The organism is Saccharothrix sp. BKS2 (assembly GCF_047689505.1).
Classification (GTDB): Bacteria; Actinomycetota; Actinomycetes; order Mycobacteriales; family Pseudonocardiaceae; genus Actinosynnema; species Actinosynnema lopnurensis.
In genome coordinates, this window is the sequence record NZ_JAUQOL010000018.1 from 136,632 (window position 1) to 148,847 (window position 12,216).

The window sequence follows — 12,216 nt, forward strand, 5'->3', positions numbered from 1 at the left end:
TACAGCAAGCGCGGCCGCCGCCTGCCCGGCGAGCAGGCCGTGCCCAGCTACACGCCGTCGATCGCCGCCCGCAGCATCGACGGCCACCTGCTGCGCACCGGCCAGGAGGTCTACGCCTGGTACCGGCTCGCGCCGCAGCGCTGGTCGTTCCGCTCGGACTCCCAGCGGCAGGACCTGATCGCCGCGATCGCGGGCCAGTACGCCGAGCTCCAGGGCCGGTGGATGCACCTGCGCGTGACGAACCGGCCCTACCCGATCCGGATGTGGGCCGAGGCGCACGTGCACAACGCCGTGCGCCGGCTGCCCGACACCCCCGGCACGCTGAGCTTCGACGACTACATGGTCGGCGAGCAGCAGCAGCTGATGGGCCGGTCGATGGCCGAGAAGGAGGTCTACCTCGGCGTCCAGGTGCAGACCCGCAACATGATGGACCGCGCCGTCGAGCGCGCCGCCCCCGTGCTGCGCAAGGTCTTCCCGGACGCGGTGGACGCCGAGCTGGTCGCGATCGAGTCCGAGATCGACCACCTCGACCAGGTGATCGGCTCCGCGGGCCTGGAGGGCCGCCCGGCCACGGCCGAGGAGATGTCCTGGCTGATGCACCGGTCGTGCTCGCTGGGCCTGCCCGCGCCGCGCAACCTGCCCGCCGTGCCCGGCGCGCCGTGGGAGCCGGAGGACCTCGCCTCGTTCACCGACGCCGCCGACTTCCACCAGGAGCCCTACGCGCCGACCGTGGTCGTGCGCGGCCGCACCGGCTCGAACGCGGGCGTCCGGCGGCACGTCGCGGTGCTCACCGTGGGCCTGATGCACGGCCTCCAGATCCCCGAGGTCGACGACCCGTGGGTGCAGCGGTCCGACCGGCTGCCCGCCTCGGTGGAGTGGTCGGCGCGCATCTACGTGCGCCGCCCGGAGGAGGTCTCCGGCGAGCTCCAGCGGCAGATGAGCAAGGTCCGCTCGCAGGTCCGCCACTACACCGACGAGCACGAGCTGGAACCGCCGCAGTCGCTGGCCCGCCAGGCGTCCCGGGTGCTGGAGATCGACGACGAGATGACGTCGGGCTTCACCGCGCTGGGCACCCGGGTGCGGTCCTGGTGGCGGCTGGCGGTGTCCGGGCCGACCGAGCGCGAGGCGCTCAAGCTGGCCCAGTCGCTGCTCGACCTCTACAAGCCGAAGGTCGCCGTCGAGCACCCCGAGGCGCAGTACGCGATCGCCCGCGAGTTCATCCCGGGCGAGCCGCTGTCGTCCTCGGCCTACCTGCGCCGCGGCTCGGTGCTGTGGGCGGCCTCGGCCGTGCCCACGGCGACCGCCGAGGTGGGCGACCGCCGGGGCATCCTGCTGGGCGAGACGGTCACCGCGACCCGCCGCCCGGTGGCGTGGGACCCGTGGATGGCGCAGGAGCTGCGCGACTCCTCGGGCCTGACCGCGATGGTCGCCGGCCTGGGCGCGGGCAAGTCGTTCCTCGGCGGCGGCATCGTCTACAAGACGCTGCGCTCCGGCGCGCACTGGACGCTGCTCGACCCGTCCGGCCCGCTGGCCGCCCTGTGCGAGCTGCCCGAGCTGCGCCCGTACGCGCGGCCGATCAACCTGCTCAACGCCCAGCCGGGCATCCTCAACCCGTACCGGGTGGTGGCCGAGCCGCAGCTGGAGCACTTCACCGACGAGGACGACCCCGAGCGGGCGTGGCGGCGCGAACGCGCGCTGGCCGCGGCCACCCGGCGCCGCCTCGTGCTCGACGTGCTCACCGGCCTGCTGCCGTTCGAGGTGGCCAGGCTGCCGCAGACCCGGATCGTGCTGCTGCGCGCGGTCCGCACGGTCGGCGGCCGGCCCGACGCCCACCCCGGCCTGGTGTTCGAGGCCCTGCGCCGCGACGCCAGCGAGCACCACGAGCACGCGGTGATCGTCGCGGACTTCCTCGACGAGATGCGGGAGCGCATGTCGCTGCTCATCCCCGAGCAGGACGCGGACCCGTACAACGAGCAGCGCGACGACCGGCTCACCGTGCTCACCATGGCCGGGCTGAACCTGCCGAAGGACGGCGTGGGCCGCGAGCACTGGACCGACGCCGAGGCGCTCGGCGTGGAGATGCTCAACCTCGCCGCGTGGCTGACCCAGCGGTCGATCTACGAGCGGCCGAAGGACCTGCGCAAGGGCGTCTGGATCGACGAGGCGTTCTTCCTGTCCGAGGTGCCCACCGGCCGGGTGCTGATGAACCGCTTCGCCCGCGACTCGCGCAAGTGGAACGTGCGCGTGCTGCTGTCGTCGCAGATCCCGGCGGACTTCCTGCGGATCCAGGGCTTCGTGGCCCTGCTCGACTCGGTGTTCGTGGGCCGGCTGGACGACGACCAGGCGCAGGCCGACGCGCTGCGGCTGCTCAAGGTGCCGGTCGGCGCGGGCTACGAGCAGGTGGTGGCCTCGCTGGGCCGCCGCCCCGGCGGCGTGCGCAACAGCACCGAGCGCGACCGCGCGCCCCGGCAGTTCATCTTCGCCGACGGCGCGGGCGGCGTGGAGCGGATCCGGGCCGACTTCTCCGGGCCGCACCTGGAGCACCTGCGCAACGCGCTGGACACCACGCCGGACGCGCTGCGCGAGGGCGCCGAGCCCGCCGAGCTGGAGGCCGCGACGCCGCAGGACCCGTTCGCCCACGAGGAGCGGTACCCCGACGACTACGACGACGAGCTGGCCGCCGACCTGGAGGTCGGCCTGGTGGACGACCTGGTCGAGTCGGCGCACGGCGAGGGAGGAAACCGCCGTCCGGGTCGGGAAGGCGTGGCATGAGCACGCTGCTGCTGATCGGGCTGGTGGCCGCCGCGCTCTACGCGCGGCGGCGGTCCGCGCGCTCCGGTGAGGACACCGCGGGCCGGGCGCCCGGCCGCGCCGGCGCCGGCCGCTGGCGCGCCATGACCGTGGTGGTGGCGCTGGTCGGCCTCCAGGTCGTTCTCGGCGCCACCCCGGCCCAGGCCGCCCCGTGCGGCGAGGCGCCGAACCCCGAGCGCCCCGGTTCCGGCATGGTCGGCGCGATCGACCCGCCGATCGGCAACGGCCTGCCCGACACCCCGTACCTCACCCACGGGTACGCGGGCCTGGTCTGGCACACCTACCAGCAGAAGTGCTCGCTGCCCAACGCCACCCCGGTGCTCGACACCTGGATGGGCAACGAGCTGTTCAACGTCGGCAAGAACATCGTCGGCGCGACGAACGCCCTGCACTACACGGTCGTCGGCCAGGGCCTGCTCCAGCCGCTGGACCAGGCGGTCAAGGACGGCGTCCAGAAGGTCTACGACAACGTCTACCTGCGCTGGTTCGGCCTGGTCGCGCTGCTGCTGGCGGTGCTGATGTTCCGCCAGATCTGGCAGGGCGACCTGGCCTCGATCAGCAAGCGCGGCCTGTGGGCGCTGGCCGCGATGTGGCTGGCGACCTCGACGCTGGCGCTGCCCCAGTTCTACGACTTCCTGGACAACACCCTGGTCACCAAGACCTCGGAGATCCAGGCCGGGTTCATCGACGTGGACGACGACAAGGACACGCTGGACGTGCTGCCCTCGCGGCTGCACGACGCGGTCGTCTACCAGAGCTGGCTGCGCGGCGAGTTCGGCTCGCCCGAGGCGCCGCAGGCCGAGGAGTACGGCCCCAAGCTGCTCAACGCCCAGGCGTGGACGGTGCAGGAGCTGAGCGAGGGCAAGGACGGCGACCAGGCCGCGCTCAACGCGAAGAAGGCCGAGTTCACCTCCATCTACAACCAGCTCGGCCCCACCCAGGGCTACTTCACCGGCGACGACGGCGGCCGCACCGGCGCCGGGTTCCTGTCGCTGCTCCAGGCGGTCGCGTTCTCGCTGTTCCAGCTGTTCGCCAAGGCCGCGGTGCTGCTCGCGCAGCTGCTGCTGCGGGTGTTCACGCTGGCCGGCCCGCTCATCGGCCTGGTCGCGCTGCTGCACCACGAGCTGCTGCGCAAGGTCGCCCGCGCCGCCGCCGTCACCGTGTTCAACGTGCTGGTGCTGGCGGTCCTGGCGGGCGTGCACGCGCTGCTGCTCCAGGCGATCTTCGGCGCGACCGGGCTGTCGCTGCTCACCCGGACCCTGCTGGGCCTGATGCTGACGCTGGTCTGCTTCATGGTCGGCAAACCGCTGCGCCGCATGTGGCAGATGGTCGAGATGTCCGTGGGCACCGCGAGCAACGCCCTGCCGATGAGCGGCGGCGTGCTGTCCAGGCTGCGCAAGAAGAAGGAGGGGCCGTCCCCGCAGGACGAGTTCTGGGACACCGTGCGCGACACGGACCCGGACGGCCCCGAGGTGCCGCAGCGGGACCGGCGGCGGGTGCGGCCGGAGGCGGCCAACCCGGTCGTCGCCACCGCCCAGCGGCTCGACCGCAACGGCAACAGCGTCGGCGAGCTGGTGCCGGGCTCCGGCGGCGGCGGCGCGGTGCCGGCGCTGCCCGCGGGCTCGCACGGCGGCCCGGCGGCGCTGCCGGTCGGCCGCTCGCGCGTGGTCGACGCGCCGCCCGTGGCGGACCGGAGCTGGGACCGGTCGGACGACGCGGTGCTGGTGCCCTCGCGGGTCGCCGGCGTGTCGCGCGTCGCGGACAACCCGGTCCTGCCGACCCCGCGCCGGGCGGAGACCGAGGTCGTGGCGGGCAGGCAGGTCCACGTGATCTACCGACCGTCACGCGGGCTGGAAGTCAGGGACAGCTGATGCCGATCAGGACCAACCGCGGCCGCACCGCGGTCTACCGACGCCTGTGGGGCTGGCCGCTGCGGTCGCCCCGCCACCTGGCCGTGGCGATCATCGGTTTCGCCGCGCTGGTGGCCGCGGCCGGCATCGTGATCGACAACGCGGTCGGCACCCGGCCCGGCACGGGCCCCCGGTCCGCCGCCACGAGCACCACCGCCGCGTCCGGGGCGGGCAACCAGGTCGGCGTGCTGCCGCCGGCCCGGACCACGACCCCGCTGCCGACCAAGGCGCCCAGCCCCACGCCCCAGGGCACCACGGTGCCGGTCAACCCCAACGCGCAGCTCGTCGCGGACATGTGGGTCGACGCGTTCGCCTCCTTCGAACCGGGCCGCACGTCCAAGGAGCAGTGGCTGGCGGGCCTCCAACCGCACACCTCCAACGAGGTGTTCCCCCAGTTGGAGTCCGTGGACCCGGTGGAGGTGCCGGTGGTGATCGACCAGCCGGTCACACCGGTCAAGTCGTTCACCGATTCGGTGGAGTTCGAAGCCGCGCTGGAGGACGGCAAGCTCTACGTGGTCGTGGTGAGGCTTCCCGAGGGCTGGCGAGTGCACAAGTTCGACAAGGTGGGCTGAGGCGTGCTGAAGATCGGGATGGCGGTCGCCGCGGTGGTCGCCGTGGTCGCGGTCGTGGTGACCAACGGCGTGTCCACGGTCATCAAGGAGAACACCCCCGTCGAGGGCGACACGCGGTTCCGGATGGCGAGCTGCAACGCCTCCATCGGGCCGTGGACCGGTGGCGGCGAGGAGAAGGGCCGCGGTGACGCCGACCGGCTCGCCGACGACCAGCTCACCACCGTCGCCAACATCATCTCCATCGGCCGCGAGCGGCAGCTGCCGCCGCTGGCCTGGCAGATCGCCATCCAGGCGGGCATGACCGAGTCCGGGCTGCGCAGCCTGGACTACGGCGACCGCGACTCGCTGGGCATCTTCCAGATGCGCCCGTCGATGGGCTGGGGCACGCCGCAGCAGGTGACGGACCCCCACTACGCGATCAACAAGTTCTACGACGTGCTGCTCAAGCTGCCCGACTGGGAGCAGCAGCGGCCCGGCGACTCGGCGCAGGACGTGGAGCGGTCGGCCTTCCCCGACCGCTACCACCGGTGGGAGGCCATGGCGGCGTTCCTGATCGGCCAGGAGGGCGACGTCAGCGACCCGGCCGGCTGCGGCGAGGCCGTGGGGGACTACCTGCTCGCCTCCAACGCGGCGGGCACCGCCATCGAGTTCACCCGGCAGCAGCTGGGCGAGCCGTACCTGTGGGGCGGCAACGGCCCCGACGCCTGGGACTGCTCCGGCATCCTGGTCAAGGCGTTCGCCGCGGCGGGCGTGAAGATCCCGCGCGTGGCCAACGACCAGTACGTGTCCGGCGGCGCGCACCTGCCCGTGCGCGAGGCCAAGGCCGGTGACCTGATCTTCTGGGCGACCAACCCGGCGCAGCCGGTCACCGTGCACCACGTGGCCATGTACCTGGGCGACGACGAGTACATCCACGCCCCGCAGACCGGCGACGTGGTCAAGATCAGCAAGGTCAACTGGGACTACCACGAGTTGATGCCGCTGGCCGTCCGGCCGGGCGTGTAGGGAGGCGCGACGGTGTTCAACCACGACCCCATCCAGCGGCCCGCCGGACCGCCGGCGCCGAACGCGCCCACGCGCGACTACCTCAACACCCGCCCGCCCGGCACCGACGCGCAGTACGTGGTGCTGCCCCGGTCGCTGGTGGAGGCGATGCCGCTGCCGTGGCAGCAGCAGATGGCGCACCTGCTGGCCGACTTCCACCGCTCCTACGCCCACCTGACCTGGCCGGTGTACCGGGTGGTGCCGTCCCGGCGGGAGCGGCTGGTCGACCTGGACGAGGAGCAGCTGGCCGAGGTCGGCGTGCTGGTCGAGATCGACTCGGACGGCGAGCTGGTCTACCGCGACCGCAGCGGCCAGAAGATCCCGGACCCGGAGCACCGGACGGCGCTGGTGTCGGTGCTCGACCCGATCCCGGGCGAGCACGCCAACGCCAACCAGAACACACCGCCGCGCGGGTTCGCGCAGCCGCCGGGGGTGTCCCAGGGAGGGTTGTCGCAGGGAGGGTTGTCCCAGTCCGGGGCGCCGCAACCGGGTGTGCCGCAGCCGGGGATGTCCCAGCCGGGTGTGCCGCAGCCGACCTACCCGCAGTCGGGCCCGCTGCCCGTGCAGGCGCCGCCGCCCCCGCAGTGGCGGTCGTGACGCGCTCCCGCCCTGGTGTGCCGGATCGTGCATGGATCCTGGACACGGGTGGAAGCCTGGTGCCATGGCTGCTGATCCGAACGCGTGGTACTACTGCCTGACCCACCGCACGGTCGAGCGCGGCGTGGGCTGCCGCGGCGCGGACCGCATGGGCCCCTACCCGGACGAGGCGACCGCGCAGCGGGCGCTGGACCTGGCGCGGCAGCGCACCGAGTCGGAGGACCAGGCCGACCGCGAGTGGGGCAAGCGCTGAGGGCCGACCCGAGCGCCGGGGCGGGGAACGCCGGCCCCGGGCGCGCCCGCCGGTCTAGGGTGCACCCATGGTGGTGATCCGCACCGACCGGGCCGAGACGGACCCCGGCCTGGACTTCGGGGGCGTCCGGACCGAGTTCGGCCTGCCCGACGGGTTCTCCCCCGCCGCCCTGGGCGAGGCGCAGCGGGCCGTGACCGGGGACGTCGACCACGCCGACCGCGAGGACGCCACGGCGCTGCCGCTGGTGACCATCGACCCGCCCGGCTCGAAGGACCTGGACCAGGCGCTGCTGCTGGAGCGGGTCGGCGACGGCTTCCGGGTGCACTACGCCATCGCCGACCTGGGCGCGTTCGTGGAGCCCGACGGCGCGCTGGACGCCGAGGTGCGCCGGCGCGGCCAGACGCTGTACCTGCCGGACGGCAACGTGCCGCTGCACCCGCCCGTGCTGTCCGAGGGCGCGGCGAGCCTGCTGCCGGGCCAGGTGCGGCCAGCGGTGCTGTGGACGTTCGAGTGCGGTCCCGACGGCGAGCCGCGCGAGGTCCGCGTGCGGCGGGCCGTGGTGCGGTCGACCGCGCAGTTCGACTACGGGGGCGTGCAGGCGTCGTTCGACGCGGGCGAGCCGCACCCGTCGATCGAGGCGCTGCCCGACTTCGGCCGGCTGCGCCGGGCCCGCGCGGCCGACCGCGGCGCGGTGGAGCTCCAGCTGCCGGAGCAGGAGGTCGTGGCCACCGGCGACGGCGACTGGGCGCTGGTGATCCGGCCGCGCGCCGACGTCGAGACCTGGAACGCGGAGGTCTCGCTGCTCACCGGCATGGCGGCGGCGAGGATCATGCTGGACGCGCGGGTCGGCGTGCTGCGCACGCTGCCCGACGCCGACGACGGCGCGGTGGAGGCGCTGCGGCGCTCCGCGCAGGCGCTGGGCGTGCCGTGGCCCGACGGCGCGACGCCCGCGGAGCTGCTGGCGGGCCTGGACCCGGCGCGGCCGGAGGCGCTGGCGCTGTTCGTGGACGCGACCCGGCTGCTGCGCGGCGCCGGGTACACGGCGTTCGACGGCGAGGCGCCGGAGATCTTCACGCACGCGGGCCTGGGCGCGCCGTACGCGCACGTCACCGCGCCGCTGCGGCGGCTGGTGGACCGGTTCGCCACCGAGGTGTGCCTGGCGGTCACCGCGGGCGAGCCCGTGCCGGAGTGGCTGCGGCGGGCGCTGCCGCGGCTGCCGGGGCTGATGGGCGGCTCGGACGCGCTGGCGGGCAAGGTCGACCGGGCGATCCTGGACCAGGTCGAGGCGTGGGTGCTGGCCGACCGGGTGGGCCACGAGTTCGACGCGGTCGTGCTGCGCGCCGACGGCAACGCGGCGGACGTGTTCGTCGCGCAACCGCCGGTGATGGGCCGCTGCACCGGGCCGGACCTGCCGGAGGGCGAGTGGATCCGGGTGCGGCTCGCGGAGGCGGACCCCGATCGCCGGAAGGTCGTCTTCGAACGCGTGTGATGTGATGGCCCGGTGACTGGTATTCGTGAGCTCACCGTCGGGGTCCTGGGTGGTACGGGCGCGCAGGGCCGGGGCCTGGCGCTGCGGTGGGCGAAGGCGGGCCTGGAGGTCGTCATCGGGTCGCGCGGGGCCGAGCGCGCCGAGGCCGCGGCCGAGGAGGTGCGGGCGGCGACCGGGGGGCGCGTCAGCGGCGCGGACAACGAGGGCTGCGCGGCGCGGGCCGACCTGGTGCTGGTCGCGGTGCCGTGGGACGGGCACGCCGACCTGCTGGCGTCGCTGCGCTCCGCGCTGGAGGGCAAGGTCGTGATCGACTGCGTGAACCCGCTGGGCTTCGACAAGCAGGGCCCCTACGCGCTGCCGGTGCCCGAGGGCAGCGCCGCGCAGCAGGCCGCCGCGCTGCTGCCGGGGTCGCGGGTGACCGCGGCGTTCCACCACGTCTCGGCGGTGACCCTGGCGGACCTGTCGGTCGAGTCGGTCGAGGAGGACGTGCTGGTGCTCGGCGACGACCGCGAGGCCACCGACCTGGTGCGGGAACTGGCCGACACCGTGCCGGGCTTCCGCGGCGTCTACGGCGGGCGGCTGCGCAACGCCCACCAGGTGGAGGCGTTCACCGCGAACCTGATCGCGGTCAACCGCCGCTACAAGACCCACGCCGGCCTGCGGATCACCGGCGTCTGAGGTGCTGCCCGTCGACGACCTGGGCGAGCCGGTCCCGCTGCCCGCCCCGCCCCGGCGGGTGGTGAGCCTGGTGCCGTCGCTCACCGAGGCCGTGCTCACCGACGTCCTGGACCCGGCGGCGCTGGTCGGCGCCACCGACTACTGCACGCACCCGCCGGACCTGGACGTGACCCGGGTGGGCGGGTCGAAGTACCCGGACGTGGCGCGGGTCCTCGCGCTGCGCCCGGACCTCGTGCTGGCCAACAGCGAGGAGAACCGCCCGGAGGACGTGGCGCGGCTGCGTGCCGACGGCATCCCCGTGTGGGTGACCGAGGCGCCCGCCGGCGTCCTCGCGGCCCTGGGCTCGCTGCGCCGCCTGCTGGCCACCGCCTGGGACGCGGAACCCGCGTGGCTGCCGGCGGCCGAGGACCTCTGGCGCGAGGTGGCCCCGCCGTGGGCGCGGGCCGTGGTGCCGGTGTGGCGCAAGCCCTGGGTCGTCCTGGGCCGGGACACCTTCGCCGGCGACGTCCTGCGCCGCCTGGGCGTGGTCAACACCTTCGCGTCCCACCCCGAGCGCTACCCGCGCCCGCCCCTGTCCGACCTCCAGGAAGCCGACCTGGTGGTCCTGCCCGACGAGCCCTACAACTTCACCCGGACCGACGGCCCGCAGTTCTTCCCGACCCTGCGCCCGGTCCTGGTCTCCGGCCGCCACCTGACCTGGTACGGCCCGTCCCTCCTGACCGCCCACCCCACCCTGACCGCTGAACTCAGTGGCCCCGAACGTACGACACGCGAGCCCTGAACGTACGACTCGCGCGTCCTGAGTGTTCGACACGCGCGCGAGTCGTACGTTCGGGACCACCGTGTCGTACGTTCAGGACGGGTGAGTTCAGCGTTCGGGACGGGTTCAGGGGCGGAAGCGGTCGGTGGCGTTGAGCAGGGCGCGCCGGATGCCGGGTTCGTCGAAGGCGTGGCCCGCGTCCGGCACGACCACCAGTTCGGAGCCCGGCCACGCCCGGTGCAGCTCCCAGGCCGACACGGCGGGCGTGGCCACGTCGTAGCGGCCCTGCACGATCACCGCCGGGATGCCCGCGAGCCGACCCACGTCGCGCAGCAGCTGCCCCTCCTCCAGCCAGCCGCGGTGGTGGAAGTAGTGGTTCTCGATGCGCGCGAACGCCAGCGCGTACCGCGGGTCCGCGTGCGCCGCGACCACCTCCGGCCGCTCCAGCAGGGTGATCGTCGAGCCCTCCCACACGCTCCACGCCACGGCCGCCGGCCCGTGCACGGTCGGGTCCGGGTCGTTCAGCAGCCGCGCGTAGGTGCCGATCACGTCGCCGTCGGGCGCGAGCGCCGCCACCCGGTCCCACCGCTCCGGGAACAGGAACCCCGCCCCGCCGCCGTAGTACCAGTCCAGCTCCTTGCGGCGCAGCAGGAACACCCCGCGCAGCACCATCTCGGTCACCCGCTCGGGGTGGCTCTGCGCGTAGGCCAGCGCCAGCGTCGACCCCCACGAGCCGCCGAACACCTGCCACCGGTCCACGCCGAGGTGCTCGCGGATCTTCTCGATGTCCGACACCAGGTGCCAGGTCGTGTTGGCGGACAGGTCCGCGCCGGGGTCGGACATGTGCGGCACCGACCGCCCGCAGCCGCGCTGGTCGAACAGCACGATCCGGTACGCGGAGGGGTCGAACAGCCGGCGCTGCACCGGGGAGCAGCCACCGCCCGGACCCCCGTGCAGGAACACCACGGGCTTGCCGTACGGGTTGCCGCACACCTCCCAGTACACGCGGTTCCCGTCACCGACGTCGAGCATGCCCTGGTCGTAAGGCTCGATCTCGGGGTACATGCCTCCACTGTGCCCCAACCGGGGGAAAAGTGGATCTCCCGGGTTCGGGGCCGCCCGCGTTCCGGGCGGCCCCACCCGTCGACGATCAGTGGAAGGTGTGCTCCGGGCCGGGGAACTGGTGGCCCTTGACCTCGGCGGCGAACTGCTGGGCCGCGCCGACCATCAGGCCGGCCATGTCGGCGTACCGCTTGACGAACTTCGGCGCGCGCCCCCGCCGCAGGCCCATCATGTCCTGCCAGACCAGGACCTGCGCGTCGGTGTCCGGGCCCGCGCCGATGCCGACGGTCGGGATGCGCAGGTCGTGCGTGATCTGCTTGGCGACCTCGGCGGTCACCATCTCCAGCACGACCGCGAACGCCCCGGCCGCCTGCACCGCGTGCGCGTCGGCCACCACGGAGTCGAACGCCTCGCTGCGCCCCTGCACCCGGTAGCCGCCGAGCTGGTGCTCGCTCTGCGGGGTGAAGCCGATGTGCGCCATGACCGGGATGCCCGCCCGCACGATCGCCTCGACGTGCGGCGCGAAGTGCCGCCCGCCCTCCAGCTTCACGGCGTGCGCGCGACCCTCCTTCATGAACCGCACGGCGGTCGCCACGGCCTGCTCGACCGACACCTGGTAGGAGCCGAACGGCAGGTCGGCCACGACCAGCGCCTGCTTCACCGACCGGGTGACGCCGCGGACCAGCGGGATCAGCTCGTCCACGGTGACCGGCAGCGAGGTGTCGTAGCCGTAGACGTTGTTGGACGCCGAGTCCCCGACCAGCAGGACCGGGATGCCCGCCTCGTCGAACAGCTCGGCGGTGTACATGTCGTAGGCGGTGAGCATGGGCCACGGTTCGCCGCGGTCCTTCATCGCCTGGAGGTGGTGGATCCGCACTCGCTTTCCGGTCGGGGCGCCGGTGGCCCCGTTCCCGTAAGGCGCGGTTACCTCGGCAGAGGCCATCTTCGACCGTCCTCCCTCGGGGCCTGCCTCTTCGCGGGTCCCCGGGCGTCGTTGCACGGTTACCGGCCCAGCGTGACACGCCGGAGGGGAATTTGAC

At 73.8% G+C, this 12,216-nt stretch carries 11 protein-coding genes; 9 read left to right on the top strand and 2 right to left on the bottom strand.

The genetic code is table 11. The features are described from left to right. The first annotated feature begins 21 nt into the window (after window positions 1–21). From Q5530_RS32410 to Q5530_RS32450, 9 genes are all read left to right on the top strand, one after another. Window positions 22–2,772 carry an ATP-binding protein gene (locus Q5530_RS32410; RefSeq protein ID WP_415366631.1) on the top strand — a complete coding sequence of 917 codons (2,751 nt, stop codon included), beginning with the start codon at window positions 22–24 and terminating at the stop codon, window positions 2,770–2,772. Further along, a complete protein-coding gene (locus Q5530_RS32415) occupies window positions 2,769–4,682 on the top strand; it encodes a hypothetical protein (RefSeq protein WP_415366607.1) in 1,914 nt (637 codons plus the stop codon). The genes Q5530_RS32410 and Q5530_RS32415 overlap by 4 nt, the downstream gene beginning before the upstream one ends. Then, window positions 4,682–5,293 (top strand): hypothetical protein, encoded by a 612-nt coding sequence (locus Q5530_RS32420; RefSeq protein ID WP_415366608.1) that lies wholly within the window; start codon window positions 4,682–4,684, stop codon window positions 5,291–5,293. Before Q5530_RS32415 ends, Q5530_RS32420 begins: the two co-directional genes overlap by 1 nt. A 6-nt stretch (window positions 5,294–5,299) precedes the next feature. After that, window positions 5,300–6,298, top strand: a complete 999-nt coding sequence (locus Q5530_RS32425; RefSeq protein ID WP_380641102.1) for a C40 family peptidase — start codon at window positions 5,300–5,302, stop codon at window positions 6,296–6,298. Window positions 6,299–6,310: 12 nt separating this feature from the next. Further along, window positions 6,311–6,934 carry a hypothetical protein gene (locus Q5530_RS32430; protein WP_415366609.1) on the top strand — a complete coding sequence of 208 codons (624 nt, stop codon included), beginning with the start codon at window positions 6,311–6,313 and terminating at the stop codon, window positions 6,932–6,934. 64 nt (window positions 6,935–6,998) lie between these two features. Beyond that, on the top strand, window positions 6,999–7,187 hold the full coding sequence (locus Q5530_RS32435; protein ID WP_415366610.1) for a hypothetical protein: 189 nt from the start codon (window positions 6,999–7,001) through the stop codon (window positions 7,185–7,187). A 67-nt stretch (window positions 7,188–7,254) separates the two neighbouring features. Continuing rightward, window positions 7,255–8,676 carry an RNB domain-containing ribonuclease gene (locus tag Q5530_RS32440; protein ID WP_415366611.1) on the top strand — a complete coding sequence of 474 codons (1,422 nt, stop codon included), beginning with the start codon at window positions 7,255–7,257 and terminating at the stop codon, window positions 8,674–8,676. 12 nt (window positions 8,677–8,688) lie between these two features. Next, on the top strand, window positions 8,689–9,354 hold the full coding sequence (gene npdG / locus Q5530_RS32445) for an NADPH-dependent F420 reductase (protein WP_415366612.1): 666 nt from the start codon (window positions 8,689–8,691) through the stop codon (window positions 9,352–9,354). 1 nt (window position 9,355) lies between these two features. Further along, window positions 9,356–10,135, top strand: coding sequence for a helical backbone metal receptor (locus Q5530_RS32450; protein ID WP_415366613.1), 780 nt, complete (start codon window positions 9,356–9,358; stop codon window positions 10,133–10,135). A gap of 105 nt (window positions 10,136–10,240) precedes the next feature. Here Q5530_RS32450 and pip read toward each other — a convergent pair whose 3' ends face one another. Beyond that, window positions 10,241–11,179: a prolyl aminopeptidase gene (gene pip, locus Q5530_RS32455; protein ID WP_415366614.1), complete on the bottom strand. Its 939-nt coding sequence runs from the start codon at window positions 11,177–11,179 to the stop codon at window positions 10,241–10,243. An 85-nt stretch (window positions 11,180–11,264) separates the two neighbouring features. Continuing rightward, on the bottom strand, window positions 11,265–12,119 hold the full coding sequence (panB, locus tag Q5530_RS32460) for a 3-methyl-2-oxobutanoate hydroxymethyltransferase (RefSeq protein WP_415366615.1): 855 nt from the start codon (window positions 12,117–12,119) through the stop codon (window positions 11,265–11,267). Window positions 12,120–12,216: the final 97 nt, after the last annotated feature.

Excerpts from the sequence above, each read along its gene's own strand:
- Q5530_RS32415 (WP_415366607.1), top strand. The coding sequence starts at position 2,769 with ATGAGCACGCTGCTGCTGATCGGGCTGGTGGCCGCCGCGCTCTACGCG.
- Q5530_RS32420 (WP_415366608.1), top strand. The coding sequence starts at position 4,682 with ATGCCGATCAGGACCAACCGCGGCCGCACCGCGGTCTACCGACGCCTG.
- Q5530_RS32435 (WP_415366610.1), top strand. The coding sequence starts at position 6,999 with ATGGCTGCTGATCCGAACGCGTGGTACTACTGCCTGACCCACCGCACG.
- Q5530_RS32440 (WP_415366611.1), top strand. The coding sequence starts at position 7,255 with ATGGTGGTGATCCGCACCGACCGGGCCGAGACGGACCCCGGCCTGGAC.
- pip (WP_415366614.1), bottom strand. The coding sequence starts at position 11,179 with ATGTACCCCGAGATCGAGCCTTACGACCAGGGCATGCTCGACGTCGGT.
- panB (WP_415366615.1), bottom strand. The coding sequence starts at position 12,119 with ATGGCCTCTGCCGAGGTAACCGCGCCTTACGGGAACGGGGCCACCGGC.